The organism is Arthrobacter sp. SPT-J7, assembly GCF_059089965.1.
The window spans coordinates 1-13,903 of sequence record NZ_JBNHFF010000007.1 but is presented as its reverse complement, the minus strand read 5'-3'; the positions used below and the strand labels follow the sequence as shown (position 1 = coordinate 13,903).

At 64.1% G+C, this 13,903-nt stretch carries 15 protein-coding genes; 7 read left to right on the top strand and 8 right to left on the bottom strand.

The genetic code is table 11. The features are described 5' to 3' along the window. Position 1 precedes the first annotated feature (1 nt). Entirely contained in the window at positions 2–1,624 is a 1,623-nt protein-coding gene (locus tag AC5RWX_RS12590) for an N-acyl-D-amino-acid deacylase family protein (RefSeq protein ID WP_494097504.1), read from the top strand. Between the two features lie 14 nt (positions 1,625–1,638). Here AC5RWX_RS12590 and AC5RWX_RS12585 read toward each other — a convergent pair whose 3' ends face one another. Then, the gene (locus AC5RWX_RS12585) at positions 1,639–2,610 is read right to left on the bottom strand and encodes a LysR family transcriptional regulator (RefSeq protein ID WP_493957875.1); all 972 of its coding nucleotides are present in this window, start codon (positions 2,608–2,610) and stop codon (positions 1,639–1,641) included. Between the two features lie 48 nt (positions 2,611–2,658). Between AC5RWX_RS12585 and AC5RWX_RS12580 the strand changes: the two genes are divergently transcribed. Next, positions 2,659–3,480, top strand: a complete 822-nt coding sequence (locus AC5RWX_RS12580) for a serine hydrolase (RefSeq protein WP_493940386.1) — start codon at positions 2,659–2,661, stop codon at positions 3,478–3,480. A 166-nt stretch (positions 3,481–3,646) separates the two neighbouring features. Continuing rightward, positions 3,647–4,669 (top strand): DUF808 domain-containing protein, encoded by a 1,023-nt coding sequence (locus AC5RWX_RS12575; protein ID WP_493940385.1) that lies wholly within the window; start codon positions 3,647–3,649, stop codon positions 4,667–4,669. 868 nt (positions 4,670–5,537) lie between these two features. On the opposite strand, the gene AC5RWX_RS12570 is transcribed toward AC5RWX_RS12575, so the two are convergent. Then, positions 5,538–6,185 (bottom strand): hypothetical protein, encoded by a 648-nt coding sequence (locus tag AC5RWX_RS12570; RefSeq protein ID WP_493940382.1) that lies wholly within the window; start codon positions 6,183–6,185, stop codon positions 5,538–5,540. Positions 6,186–6,621: 436 nt separating this feature from the next. Between AC5RWX_RS12570 and AC5RWX_RS12565 the strand changes: the two genes are divergently transcribed. After that, positions 6,622–7,296, top strand: coding sequence for a potassium channel family protein (locus AC5RWX_RS12565; RefSeq protein WP_493940381.1), 675 nt, complete (start codon positions 6,622–6,624; stop codon positions 7,294–7,296). Then, a complete protein-coding gene (locus tag AC5RWX_RS12560; protein ID WP_493940380.1) occupies positions 7,293–7,967 on the top strand; it encodes a potassium channel family protein in 675 nt (224 codons plus the stop codon). The genes AC5RWX_RS12565 and AC5RWX_RS12560 overlap by 4 nt, the downstream gene beginning before the upstream one ends. A gap of 1 nt (position 7,968) precedes the next feature. Here the strand turns inward: AC5RWX_RS12560 and AC5RWX_RS12555 are convergent, their stop codons facing one another. From AC5RWX_RS12555 to dut, 4 genes are all read right to left on the bottom strand, one after another. After that, positions 7,969–8,751: a DUF3159 domain-containing protein gene (locus tag AC5RWX_RS12555; protein WP_493940379.1), complete on the bottom strand. Its 783-nt coding sequence runs from the start codon at positions 8,749–8,751 to the stop codon at positions 7,969–7,971. A 3-nt stretch (positions 8,752–8,754) separates the two neighbouring features. Continuing rightward, the gene (locus AC5RWX_RS12550) at positions 8,755–9,099 is read right to left on the bottom strand and encodes a hypothetical protein (protein WP_494097503.1); all 345 of its coding nucleotides are present in this window, start codon (positions 9,097–9,099) and stop codon (positions 8,755–8,757) included. Position 9,100: 1 nt separating this feature from the next. After that, on the bottom strand, positions 9,101–9,868 hold the full coding sequence (locus AC5RWX_RS12545; RefSeq protein ID WP_493940377.1) for a DUF3710 domain-containing protein: 768 nt from the start codon (positions 9,866–9,868) through the stop codon (positions 9,101–9,103). Positions 9,869–9,995: 127 nt separating this feature from the next. After that, complete coding sequence (dut, locus tag AC5RWX_RS12540; RefSeq protein ID WP_493940376.1) at positions 9,996–10,460, bottom strand: dUTP diphosphatase; 465 nt, start codon at positions 10,458–10,460, stop codon at positions 9,996–9,998. A gap of 188 nt (positions 10,461–10,648) precedes the next feature. On the opposite strand from dut, the gene AC5RWX_RS12535 reads away from it, so the two are divergent. Then, positions 10,649–11,155, top strand: coding sequence for a DUF3093 domain-containing protein (locus AC5RWX_RS12535; RefSeq protein ID WP_493940375.1), 507 nt, complete (start codon positions 10,649–10,651; stop codon positions 11,153–11,155). A 91-nt stretch (positions 11,156–11,246) separates the two neighbouring features. On the opposite strand, the gene AC5RWX_RS12530 is transcribed toward AC5RWX_RS12535, so the two are convergent. Next, positions 11,247–11,549: a DUF4193 domain-containing protein gene (locus AC5RWX_RS12530; protein ID WP_127515375.1), complete on the bottom strand. Its 303-nt coding sequence runs from the start codon at positions 11,547–11,549 to the stop codon at positions 11,247–11,249. Between the two features lie 323 nt (positions 11,550–11,872). On the opposite strand from AC5RWX_RS12530, the gene sepH reads away from it, so the two are divergent. Then, entirely contained in the window at positions 11,873–13,303 is a 1,431-nt protein-coding gene (sepH, locus tag AC5RWX_RS12525) for a septation protein SepH (RefSeq protein WP_493957874.1), read from the top strand. A 115-nt stretch (positions 13,304–13,418) separates the two neighbouring features. Here the strand turns inward: sepH and AC5RWX_RS12520 are convergent. Further along, positions 13,419–13,903 (bottom strand): HNH endonuclease signature motif containing protein (locus AC5RWX_RS12520; protein WP_494097502.1); only part of this gene is annotated, 485 nt, incomplete at its 5' end.

Here is a 13,903-nt window from a genome sequence, read left to right as displayed (position 1 = left end):
CGTGTCCGGAGAATACCTGCTGCGCGGCGGCCACGTGGCTGACGGCAGCGGGTCGGATCCCGTGCGGGCCGACGTCGCCATCTCGCATGGCCGAATTGTTGCAGCCCGCGCTGTCGATCCACGGCAAGCCATCGTCTTGGATGTCACCGGGATGGTGGTTAGTCCCGGCTTTATTGACGTTCATACCCACTCTGATGCCACTGCCCTGAACGCCAGCGCAACAGAGCCGTCCGCCGATCTGGCTGCCGCGGCCGTGCGGCAAGGGGTAACCACAGAGATCGCAGGCAACTGCGGGTACTCGCTGTTTCCTGCGGCGACCGAGCCTGCTCACGACGCCGGTCTGCGCGAATTCTGCATCGCGCTGCTCGGCCCTGCTGCCGATCCGTTGCCCTCGATGGACGCCTTCGCGGCACGGCACGACGGCGCCGGCCGAATCAACAACATCGCCTCGCTGCTGGGACATTCGAGTCTGCGGGCAGCAGTCATGGGTTTCGCGCAGCGTCGGGCGACGGAGTCGGAAACGGCCAGACTGTGTTCGCTGTTGGACCAGGCCTTGGCGGCGGGCGCAACAGGGTGGTCCTCCGGGCTGATCTACCCTCCGGGCACCTATGCGAATACGGCCGAACTCGTTGCATTGGGGCAGATGTCGGCCCGACACCGCGTGCCGTATGTGACCCATCTGCGCGATGAGATGAGCAAAGTGGAGCAGGCTCTCGAGGAGGCGCTGGAGATCGCAAGGCGGTCCGGAACTGCGTTGCACGTATCCCACCATAAGACGGCAGGTAAGCACGGCATCGGCAGGTCCGCCGCCACGTTGGCCATGATGGATGAGGCGCGGTCGCTGGGCTTGGATGTCACCTGTGATGTTTATCCGTACGTGGCCGCCAGCACCTCACTGCATGCAATGCTCCCCCCGTGGGCTGCCGACGGCGGCTTCGGCGCCTTGCTGGGCCGACTCACAGATCCGACGCTGCGGGACCGTATGCGCGCTTCCATCACCCACGGTGAACCCGACTGGGAAAACACCGTGGGCAATGGCGGGTGGGACAAGATCGATGTCGCCAGCGCACCCCTGCATCCTGCCAGCGAGGGGCACAGCATCGCCTGGCTGGCGGCCCAGGCAGGACAGGACCCGCTGGACTATGTGGCCGACCTGCTGCTGGCCGAATCCGGAGCGGTCACCATCATTTCCCATTCCATGGATGAGAAGGACATGCAACGAGTGCTGGCCCATCCGGGCACCATGATCGGGTCAGACGGTGTGCCCAAGGAAGGCAAGCCCCATCCGCGCTGGGCCGGGACCTTCGCCCGCGTCCTTTGCCGCTATGTCCGCGACCTCGGCCTGCTGTCCTTGGAGGATGCAATCCATAGAATGACTGCGCTTCCAGCGCGGCGGTTTGGTCTGGCAGACAGAGGCGTGCTGGCCCCTGGGTCGGTGGCAGACGTGGTAGTGTTCGACCCCGCTACAGTCACGGACAACGCCACCTTTACAGACCCTCTGCTGGCACCCACAGGCATCGAACATGTGTTTGTCTCCGGCAGTGAGGTCCTGCGCGGCGGGCGGCTGACGGGTGTCCGGCCAGGTGTCACTGTGCGGCGGAACGCAGGGGCAGGACCGCGCTGAAGGCCCCCCGGGTATTACCCGGAGGCGGACTCGACGGCAGCAGTCAGGAGTTCGACCTCTTCGCGGATCCGTCGTGCCGTGCTGTGAAGATGCGTCAAAAATGCCGGAACCAGCGGGTTGGGGTTGTCGCCACGGGTCGCCGCCCTGATGTGCCTGACCGAGGGGTGCGGCGTAGACAGCCGGCGGAGGGGCGCACGGCGCCGTTCAGCAACGGGCCCGAGGCTGAGGGCTGGAATCAACGCAAAACCCAGTCCGGCAGAAACCATGCCAAGCGTGATGTCGTAGTAGTCCGTCCGACAGCGTACGTTCGGCGCGTAGCCCTCCGCCGCACAGATTCGGTCAACTAGCGCCACCTCGTTGTCCATGCCCTCTGTGGCAATCCATTGCTCACCGGCCAGGTCTGCGATGCGCACCGATTCGCCTGGCCGCTGCCGGTACCCGTGCGGCACCGCCAGGAAATGGGGGTCGATGAGCAGCGGATGATAGACAACGCTTGGGCTCCTGCCATGGCTAATGTCCGAAGGCGCAGCCGCCGAATAGTCGAAGACGACGGCGACGTCGAGCTCAGTGCTCAACAACCTCGGCAACAGCTCGTGGGGCTGTCCGGGGATGAGGTTCAGGTCCACGCGCGGCCGCTCTGCCATGAATGAGGACAAGGCGGTGGGCACCAGGTGAAGACCGGCCGAGGCGAAGAAGCCCAGGCTGAGGGTGCCGCGTTGCCCGCCGCCCAGTTCCCGGGTCTCCTGCTCCGCCCGTTCCATGAGGTCGGCTATTGACTCGCTGTACTCAGCCAAGCGGCGGCCTGCCGCGGTGAGCCAGACGCCCCGCGTGCCGCGTTCGATGAGCTTGGTCTCCAGTTCGCGCTCCAAGGTCGAAATCTGGTGCGACACCGCAGACGGGGTAAGTTGCAGCTTTTTGGCCGCAGCCGAGATGCTGCCCGTCCTGGAGACTTCGAGGAGGGCGCGGAGGCGGCCGGATGAGAGCATGAGTGCCATTATCCCGCTAACCTCCCCGTCCGTGAGAGCATTTCGAGCATGCCCGTGTTTTCCCCATACAGCGATGGTGTTCCCTCGATCTCTTACCTGGCCTTGGACTATGAGGGCCAGGTGCTGGCCTCCCGCCAGCCGGACAGCATCGTCTACTCTGCCAGCACGATCAAGCTCGCCGTCCTGGTCGCGGCCATGCGCCAGATCGACACCGGCCTGCTCAGCCTTGATCAGCCGGTGACCGTCAGGGACCAATTCCCAAGCCGGATCGCCGACGCCGGCGACTTCACCTTTGATGAAGACGAGATAGACCGGGGCATGCCCCCGGTAGGCAGCACGGTGCCGTTGGCCGAAGCGTTGGGACGGATGATTTATGCCTCCTCCAACTCCGGAACAAATATGGTTTTGGAGTTGACCGGCATGGAGGCAGCAGCTGATGCACTGGATCTGTGCGGGGCGAAGTCGTCGAGGCTGGAACGGCTCATCAGCGACCACGCAGCACGGGATGCAGGATTCACGCACCAGACCACCGCGAGCGATCTGGTGCGCATCATGCGAGCGATCGTCACGGGAACGCTGACTAAGCCGGAGACCACCGAATTCATGCTGGCGCAGCTGCGACGTCAGGAACATCCGGTGATTGGGACGGAACTTCCCCCCGCAACCGACTGGGGCAGCAAGTCAGGCTGGGTGGACGGGATCCATCACGACGTCGCCTTCGTCGGGCGGCCCCACGGGCCAAGTTCCTACCTCCTGGCTGTTTGCACACATGGCTTTGAACAAGGGCAAGCTGTGGAGACGATCAAAGCAGTTGCCGCATCAGTCCACTCGTTCACCGCACATGCACCAGCTGCTGGAACATTGTCGTAAATTGGCACTTGCGAGTGCCGCGAACAGCGTGAGTTTAGTCCCTGACGAGAGGCCACGCACCGGATCATAGGCATCCGCCCCCGTATACTCGAAGCATGCTTATCGCTCGACTGAACCCTGGCCTCGAGGTCCAGCAGCCCGCCGTCGAGAACTGCGGGGGCGCCCTGTGAGCGGCGGTCTCGTTGCCCTGCTGGACGACGTCGCGGCCCTTGCCCGGATAGCGGCAGCCTCGCTCGACGACGTCGCTGCCGGGGCCGCCAAGGCGGGGACCAAGGCCGCCGGCGTGGTGATCGACGACGCGGCTGTCACCCCGCAGTACGTGTCCGGAGCAGACCCCTCCCGCGAACTGCCGATGATCAACCGGATCTTCTGGGGCTCGCTCCGGAACAAGCTGTTGATCATCCTGCCCGCGCTGCTGCTCATCAGCGCCTTCATCCCCTGGGTCATCCCGTTCATCCTCATGCTGGGCGGCACCTACCTTTGCTACGAGGGTGCCGAGAAGGTTTGGCACAAACTCCGGGGCCACCACGAGGCAGAGAAGGCGCCGGCAGTTGAACGCGGTCCGGCGGCCGAGGCCAAGGTCACCAAGGGTGCCATCACCACTGACTTCATCCTGTCCTGCGAGATCATGGTCATCTCCATGAACGAGGTAGCCGACGAGTCCCTGTGGGTCCGGGCGCTCATCCTGGTCGTCGTGGCGATCGCAATAACGGTGCTCGTGTACGGCGCCGTCGCACTCATCGTCAAGATGGACGACATCGGCCTGCACCTGACCACGAAGGACTCCGCGGGCTCGCAGCGCTTCGGCGAACTGCTCGTGAAGGGGATGCCCGCGGTACTGGCAGCGATCACCCTCGTCGGGACGATTGCCATGCTCTGGGTCGGTGGTCACATCATGCTGCAGGGTGCCTACGACCTCGGCTGGCACGGTCCCTATGACCTGGTCCACGTCCTCGAGTCCCCGTTCGCCGGGATCGCGGTGGTCGGCAGCTTCCTGGCCTGGCTCGTAAACACCCTGTGCTCCGCCGTCCTCGGACTCGCCTGGGGCCTCGTTGTCATGGCCATCTTGCACCCGCTGCTCAAAGTCCTGCCGTTCGGCAAGAAGAAGGATGCGCACGACGACGGCGACGCCCGCGCCGCCGCCGCCGGCAATCGGCCGTCGGATCACGACGCCGGTCCCTCCTCCTAGTTCCTCTGTCGCGCACTCTCCGGCGGCTGTTGGACTGGGAAATCACGGCGTATCCCAGACCTTGGTTTCAGTACTGATGACAGGAAGGTCGTAGAACCGCGGGAGAAACCGTCCGTCGCTGGACCGTTCAGCGGGCTTCCACTCTTGTCGACGTTAGATTGTGCCGGTGAGGGTCGAAGGAAGTCAGGGGAAACGGTCACCACAGAATCTGGGTTCAAGCCATGCGGTTTCCTCGGGACACGATTGCCGCGCTCTTGTGGAGTTGGTCCAGTGGTCCCGCGATTTCTGCTTTCCCTACGTCTGTTTCTAGTTCCATGATCCAATAGGTGGGCCGGACTCTGAAGATGGCGTCTGCCAGAGATGGCTCTCTCATCGAGCCAGTGACACCGATGACGGATAAAAGGATGACATCCCCGTAGTCCAGCCGCGAGTTCTTCCATCGCGGTTGAAACGCAAGATGATCCTCGGACGGGGTGGCGAGGCCGAACCGCCATTTGCTGGTTACGGACGTCGGTGCACCGTCGGGAAAACGCAAGAATCCCAGATATTGGTTCCGCGCCACATACCGCTGACGTGGGTGGTTTCGCCACCGGATGCGTATAGCACCACCTATAGCACTGCCGATTATTGCTCCCACGGCTGCCCAAACACTCTCAAGCAGGTAGCCCAGGTAGAGAAGCGCACCGCAGTAGAGGACCATAAAGCCACCACGAAGTGTCAATGCTTTGAATGCGACCCGGCTCCACATCGTGTCATCCAATCGGATTTTGCTTGGAGTATGCCTGCAACCCTATTTCCTGGTCAGGCGAACCGAAGTCCTAGATTCGCTCTCTTCCCAAGCGATTGATGATGTCCGCCGAAGGATCAGCTACCGCACTCCTGCAGGCTGATTAGCCGTTCGCGTTAGAAAGTGACCCGAGCGGCGGAAATCTCGTATGAGAAAAGCGCTCGAGATTACGAAGAGGAATACCAAGCCTACAGAGAGCCAGCCGAATGGATCACTACGTCCGGCGCCACTGATTGCTTGAGGAATGAAGACCAAGGGATACAACGGCATTATCAGCAGTTGCGTTGCGAGAGCCTTTCGCAGTTGCACAGCCGCACCGCGGGTTACCGTGAGATGCTCGGGAACGACCGCCGCTTTTCCTGCTACCTGTCGGCGGACATGTTTTTGTTCCGCGCCAGTGAGCGAAAGAGTCACGTCGACGTTTCCATATTCGGCTGCCGGCACGACCTTCTTCGAGTTAAAGATCAGACCTCCGACCATGGTGCCTACCCCCGCGAGCAAGAAGCCGAACGTTACGTTCGATGGCCAGTCGCCATAAGAGGCCCCGAATGCTAGAGCAGCCACTACTGAACCAACCGCGACTAGGACGATGACGCCCGGTAGCCAGAATTGCGTGTAGTAAACCTTCACGGCGGCGCCCAGTCCGTTGTCTGCCAACCCCTCAGCTCGCTTGGCTGCGTGCGCCCAACGTTCATTGGACTCCGCCATGAGTTCGTCGATTCCGCCCATGTTCCATTCCTAGGCATGAGGCCCACAGCGCCACTGAAACCTGCTAACGATGCTGCTCACATCCTGAACTATTCGGCTTGTTCAGCCAATAGTTCCAGCCCGGTAAGGAGGAAAGCGAGCGACACTTGTCGCGCACACAACTGCACTCTCATCAGGCTGAAGGTCAGCACGCTGGTGTTTCGCGCCCCACAGAATAGCGAGAGAGGTCATGGCCTTGGCGGGACCAGAAAGAAGTCTCGTCTCGCCGCGTCTGATGACTGCCGTTAGCCGTCCCATTTCGGCTCAGAGCACGGCCCAGGGAGGCGGCGAGTCCTCGACCTCGTCACTGCCGGACAGGTTCAAGGCCGCTTGCCATGGCGGGGGGAGGGCCTGTTCGGCGTTATGGTTGCAGTAGATTTGTATCCCGCTGTTTCAGGTTGGTGCCGGAAGGACGTTGATGGCGCATTTTGTGATCATGGGCTGCGGACGCGTGGGCGTCACGCTGGCCCACACCCTGGTTGATTCAGGGCACAGCGTAGCCATTATCGACCAGGACGACCGGGCCTTCCGTCGCCTGCGTTCGGGGTTCACAGGACGCAAAGTCACAGGTGTTGGCTTCGACCGGGACACGCTACGGCAGGCCGACATCGAGAACGCCTACGCCTTCGCAGCCGTCTCCAGCGGCGACAACTCCAATATCCTGGCAACGCGGGTGGCCCGCGAGACCTTCCACGTGCCGCACGTGGTGGCGCGGATCTACGATCCGGGACGCGCGGAAATTTATCAGCGGCTCGGTATCCCCACAGTGGCCGCGGTGCGCTGGAGCGCAGATCAGGTGCTGCGGCGGATCCTGCCCGAGCAGAGCATCAAGGGAGACTTCCGTGAGGCATCCGGCCGCCTGATCTTGGGCGAAGTGCAACTGGACGACGGCTGGGTAGGCCGGCAACTGACCGAGATCGAAGCCGCCTCCAGCGCCCGGGTGGCCTACCTGACGCGTTTCGGTGAAGGAATCCTGCCCGGTCCGGGCACTCGATACCAGAAGGGCGACATCGTGCACGCCATGATGAGCGTAGATTTAACATTCGAAATCGACCGGATTCTGTCCAGGCCGCCGGTAGAGGAGTCCGAATGAGAGTCGTAATTGCCGGTGCAGGCAGCGTTGGCTCGTCGATCGCGCGTGAGTTGCTCTCGAACAACCACGACATCCTGCTGATCGATCCGAAGCCCGAAGTGATTGGCCGCAGCGGGCTGAAGGGAGCACGCTGGCTGATCGGCGACGCTTGTGAGATCACCACGCTGCGCGAAGCCCGGCTCGAGGATGCCGACGTGGTGGTCTCCGCTACCGGCGACGACAAGGTGAACCTGGTGGTCTCACTGCTGGCGAAGAGCGAGTTCGGCGTGGGCCGCACGGTGGGACGGGTGAACAATCCAAAAAACGACTGGATGTTCGACGATTCCTGGGGCGTGGACGTTGCCGTGAACACCCCGCGCCTGATGACGGCGCTGGTGGAAGAAGCGGTGGAGATCGGCGACTTGGTCCGACTGCTGACACTTCAGACCGGCATCGCTTCGATGGTCGAGTTCACTGTTCCCACCGAGTCGGCGTTGATCGGCCGCAGGATTGGCTCCATTGCCTGGCCGCAGGACGCCACGGTGGTCGCTATTCTGCGCGACGACGTTCCGATCACGCCAAGCCCGGACGACGTGATTGAAGCCAGCGACGAGCTTTTCTTCATCAGCACCATCGCCGCGGAGGACGATCTGCGGGCGGTCCTGACGGGGCGGCCTGCCGCCGGAGACTGACTCAGTCGCCCCGGCTTGCCTCCACGGCGGCCGGACGGGAGACCAGCCAGGCCAACCACAGTCCCAGCGCATACAGCGGAACGCCCATGAGCAAGCGGGTGGTACCCAGCGCCACCAGCCCGTCATCACCCATCAAGTAGAGCGGAACCTGCACCGCGAGGCGCAGGAAGAGCACCGCCGTGAGGATCCACGTGGCGATGGTGTACGCCTTGAGCCGCTGCGGCTGCTTGCGCCAAGCTGTCCCCTCGTTGCGGATCAGCCCGAAAATGAGTCCCAGCGCCGGCCATTTGACGGCAATGGTGACCAGCATGGCCAGAATGTAGGCCGCATTAGTGAAAAAGCCCCAGACGTAAAAGTCCTCGGCGCGGCCCGTAGTGTTGGCGACAAACGCACAAATGGCAACCCCCACGAGGCCGGAGAATGCCTGCGTGACCGTGCCCCGCTGCAACAGGCGCAGCACGGTGAAGATGGCGGCAGCCGCCAGCGCCCCAATCAGTGCGGGGCCGAGCTCCTGGCCGATGGTGAAGACCACCAGGAAGATCACACCGGGCAGGATGCTCTCAGCCAGCCCGCGGACACCGCCCACTGTCTTCAAAACGTCGATTTGTCCATCGGCGCTCCGTTGCACCCCGGCACGGGCGGCATAGCTGCGCGCGAGCGCTTCGGTAGCGTCCGGCCTGCCCTTGCCTGGTTCTTCGGCGGGGTCGGGGTTGGCTGCAGGCTGCTGGGCGTCGTTCGAACGCCCGCTATGCTGCCGACCGCTGTCCGGGTGCTGATCTGTCATAGGTCAATTCTCCAACGGACTGAGGATCTCGTAGCGCGGATTATAAATAGTGGCCAGCCCGTCCACGCGGAACAGCATGCCTTCGAAAGAGAGCCGGATACCCGCGACGATCCCTGGGACGCGGTGCTGCCCCAGCCAGACCAGCCTGACCCGCGGGTGCCCGCCGTCACGGGATTTTCCGGGATGCTGCTGGCCTGCGTCGGTCACGACGGCGGCAAAACGCGGCGGCCGGTTGGGCGGCTCGATGGTAATAGCCTCCACCAAACCGCTGCCGGCAACATGGCCGCGCTCCGGCAGATAAGCCATGGGACTGGCGCCGGCCCCGGCCAGGAATGGAAGCTCCGGCAAGTCAGCGAATCTCGGTGATTTCCGGACCCCGCTCCGGGGCGGACAGTCCGGGCCGCCGCTGCTCGGCGGCCTGCTGCTCGGCGGCCTGCTGCTCAGCAGCCTGCTGCGCGGCGGCATGCTGTTCGGCGGCGCCCTTGGGCATCTTCAGTGGCAGCAGGTCCCTGGGCGGCAGCGGCTGAGTGCCGCGGACCACTATGGTGGACCGGAACAGTTCCTCGAGGTCCGCGGCTTTGGCACGATCCAGCGCTGCGGGGCCACCGATGACGCCGCGCAAGAACCAGCGTGGCCCATCCACGCCGAGGAACCGGGCTACCCGGTAGCCCTTCTGGCCGTCGGAAGCCTGCGCCGGCAGCTTGGCGACGACTTCGGTACCCATCGGACCGTCCAGCTCCTGCACGGTCCCGCCCTGGGATCCGACCGAGCTGGCGATCTGGGTGCGGATCTCGTCCCACAACCCCTCGGACTTCGGCGCGGCGAACGCTTGCAGCTGCAGATTGGACCCGGCCAAGTCCAGCGTCACGGCGACGACCCGCTGAGACTTTTCCTCGATCTCCAGCCGCAGCTGCAGGCCCTCGCGGGGACGGATCTTGAGCGCGCCCAGATCCAGATAGTCCTCCCCGGCGTCCTGCTCGGAGTCGTCAAAGGGGCCGTTGCGGCGTGGACCGCTCTCCGGCGCCTGCTGGGTGACCTGCTCACCAAGTTCGGCTGCCTCGGTTGCGCGATCTTCGCCGTCGTTCTTGTTCTTCTTTTTGGAACGCCCAAATGCCATAGCTTGAGTTTCCTCTTCCTCCGGTGCTGCACCGGGTTGGTCTCTGTCTGCGTGGCGTTATTGCCGCCTGCGGCAGGAGGGCCGCCGCCCGTGCTCGCGGGCTTGGCCGCCAGACGCGCCCGCGTCGCTACTGCGCGCCGAACCCTCCGGTGGACCCGAATCCGCCGGCGCCCCGGGCGGAGTCCGGAAGCTCTGCGACGAGCTCGAACGCGGCTGTTTCCACCTTCTGGATGACCAGCTGTGCGATCCTGTCGCCCCGCTTGAATGTCAGCGTCTCGCTGGCGTCGGTATTGAGCAAGGTGACGGCAATCTCGCCCCGGTACCCGGCATCAACGGTGCCAGGAGCATTCACGATCGTCAGGCCGTGTTTCGTGGCAAGGCCGGACCGAGGATGCACCAAGGCGACATAACCGTGCGGCAGCGCCATCGCCACGCCCGTCGGCACCAGGATCCGCTCCCCCGGGGCAATCCGGAAATCAATCCGGGTCCGCAGGTCCGCACCGGCATCTCCCGGGTGGGCATAGGACGGCGCTTCCAGACCGTCGTCGAGCATTTTCAGCTGAACGGTCAGCGTTTCAATTGTCTGCTGCACTCGTGATCGTCTGTCCTTGAGAGGGGCGAAGGTGCGGGCTGTTTTCCGGCGTTCCAAGGCTCGCCCGCTGAGATATTCCGCACAACACTCTAGCGCGTTTTCAGCCCTCCCGCCCGCGTGCGAGGCTGGTTCCGCAACGGCGGCGGCAGCAAGGTGAAATGGCCGCCAAAAGGTGAAAAGCTGAGTTCATGACACAACCAGCGACCCCTGCAGGCAGCTCCGGTCCCGCCGGCGGTCCTTCTTCCGTGCCCCACTACGAGGAACGGCTTTGGCCCAATTTCTGGGTCTGGCTGATTGCCGCCGGCACCGCCGCCGCCGTCGTCGTGATGCTGGCACCCATCAGCATGGCCGCCGGCATCATCGGCGCCGTCGTGGCCGCCATCCTGCTGGCCGTGCTGCTGATCGCATCCACACCGCGGATCGTGGTCACCGACACGATGCTTCAGGTAGGCCGCGCCCAAATTGAGCGTCGATACGTGGGCAACGTGGAGGCCTTCACCGGTGAGGCCGCCACTGAGCAGCGCGGTCGCAAGCTGAACGGCACCGCCTATATGTGCATGCGCGGCTGGATTGATCCGGTGGTCACCATCGAGATCACCGACGAAACAGACCTGACACCGTACTGGATCGCTTCGACGCGCCGGCCGCAGCAGCTAGCCGCGGCCTTGAATCGCCCCGCGCAGAACGAAAATTAGCCCGGCGGAACCTCAGTTGCGCCGGCCGCAGCGGCGCAGCTGAGGCCGAGCCGCACGAGGGCGCTGTGCGGATGGCCCGCACAGCTTGTTGCTACCCCTCACAGTCCGTGCAATAGAGCAGTCCGTCCTTTTCCTTGGCCACCTGTGACCGGTGGCGTACCAGGAAACAGGAAGCGCAGGTGAATTCGTCCTGCTGCGCGGGCAGCACGCGCACCAGCAACTCCTCGCCGGACAAGTCGGCCCCGGGCAGTTCAAATCCTTCCGCTGCCTCGGCTTCATCCTCGTCGACGACGGAAGACTGCTTGTCGGTCCGCCGATGCGACTTCAGCTCCTCAATGGATTCCTCGCTGGTTTCTTCGTCGGGCTTCCGAGGGGCATCGTAGTCAGTGGCCATTGTTGTCCGTTCACTCCCTTCCGTTCCAGGTTCATCGAGGCAGGATCCCCCGCTCCGGGACCGGTGTCCCGTGCCTGACGAGCCGCTCACAGGTCAACGTATCCGTTGTCGATTTTGTGCCCGTGACGCGAAGATTCTTGCCTGATTACTGTGCGCATGACAAACTCCGCCGCTGCCGGGCGCTTGTGGCCTGCTCGGACGCCGGCGGCTCAGGACGGCGACCTTGGCCACAAACTCCACGCCACACCTGCAAAAACAATAGGAAAAGCACTGTATCGATGGCAGAGTTTCAGGCAGAACGTGTCGTCTGGTGGAGGGTTTTCATGCAGGATCTACGGCTGGTGGGTGTCCATGAGGATGGCGAACATCTGCTGTTGAGCGCAGGTGGAGACGACTACCGTCTGGCGATAGACGAGGCCCTGCGAACAGCGGTTTTTCGCCCTACAACCACACGCGCCCCCGGTGCCGGCGAGCCATCGGAAGCTGGCCTGTCCCCCCGCGAAATCCAGGCGCGCATTCGTGCAGGCGCCACCGCAGAGGAGGTTGCGGCCGAATCCGGCCTCGACCTCGAACGCATCCGGCGCTACGAGAGCCCGGTGCTGGCAGAGCGGCACTACATTGTTGAGCAAGCCCGCAAGGTAGAAGTCGCGGGTCCGCTGCCCGGGCACGACGGCTACCGATCGGCCTTCGGCGATGAGCCGGCCACCCTGGGTGGAATGGTGGACCATCGCATCCATGCCTTCGGCATCGAACCGGACTCGATGAACTGGGATTCCTGGCGCCGCAGCGACGGCACATGGGAGATCGTGGCCTCGTTCACTGTCCCGGCAGCGCCGGCCACCGAGTCGATCGGCGAAGAACCGCCGGCGAGGTGGATTTTCCACGCTGCCCGCCGCACCATCCAGAATGCCAACCGATGGGCACAGCAGTTGAGCGAGCTGGAGACGGTGGAGGGTCCTGTACCCGGGCGCCGCTTGAAGGCCGTCACCGACCACGTATTCGACTTTGAGGCCGACGCCGAAGCAGAGCTCGACTCGGCGGACGCTCAGGACGACGAACAGTCCGCTGAGTCGGAAGAGCTGCTGGAAGTGCTGCGCGCGCGCCGCGGTCAGCGGCTGGGCGTCGATGAAGACGCCGACGACGCGCTGGCCCTGATGCTCACCCAAGGCCCGGTGCCCGCCGCTCATCCGCGTGACTCACTTGAACATGACTCGTTTGACGAAGCAGATGGCCAAGACGACGATGCCCCCGCCGTTCGTCAGCGGGCCGGGTTCCCGCTGACGCTGGCCCCCGCTTATGAGGACGGCTCCGTCTCCTCCTTGGAGTTGGAGCACGGTGTCAGCACCATCACGCACGAAATCACGCTTTCCGGAGCGCCCGAATTCCTCAGAGACGAACCTAGCGATGCGACTCACGGCGACGATCAGGACCCGCAGGGCCACGTTGCCGAAGAGGACGACGTCGAAACGAGCGACGTCGCACAGACCGCCCACTCCCCCGTCGGCCAGCCGGCAGAAGAAGTGCGCCCTTCCACCGCACCGATGAAAACCGTGGCGCAGGACAACGGTTTTGTCTGGGGCAGGAACCGGCCGGAACAGGCGGGGGCGAAGACCGCCGCTGACGAATCAGCAACCGACGAGAATAGCGCCGACGGAGCGGACTCTGCACCGGAACCGCCTAAGCGGGCCATTAAACCCAAGCGGTCCAGCGTCCCCAGTTGGGACGAAATCGTTTTCGGCACTAAGCACGACTAACGGTTGTTTCGCCGGTCAACTGGCGCCTCTCCAAACCGCCTGCGGGCCTTCGCTCGGTGTGCGCGGCAATGCCGCGCAGCCCAAGACCTAGAGGGCACATACGCGCACTTTCCCTCTAGAACGGCGGCGGGTCCTGCTGCTGGTTGACCGCCGGCGGCTCGTTTAGTTTGTCCGCTGCACGGTTTTTGCGCGCGGGGTGCCAGGACGGCAGCCAATCGTCACCGTAGGAGTGTCCACCGGCCCCGGGTCCCGTCGGTGAATGGACGACTAGCGGTTCGATGTGCCGGCGTTGGTCCTCGGGCAGGGCGGCGGCGAGGGCGGGCGGGTAGTGGGGTTGGCCGGGAGGGTCGTTGTCTTCGCCGGGCCGTTCGGTGTAGGTCCGGCCGGCCAGGGTGGTCACTTCGAACACCCCGGGTGCGGGCTGTGTCATCTGCCAGCCCGCGCTGGTTTTCAGCCGGTGGTGGGTCTCGCACGGCGGGCCGAGGTTCCCGGCGTCGGTTTCACCCTGGGCGCCGTCGGCGCGGAAGGCCCGGGTGTGGTCGATCTGGCAGGCCTTGCCGTGTTTGCGGCAGCCGGCGAATGGACACACCTCGTCCCGTT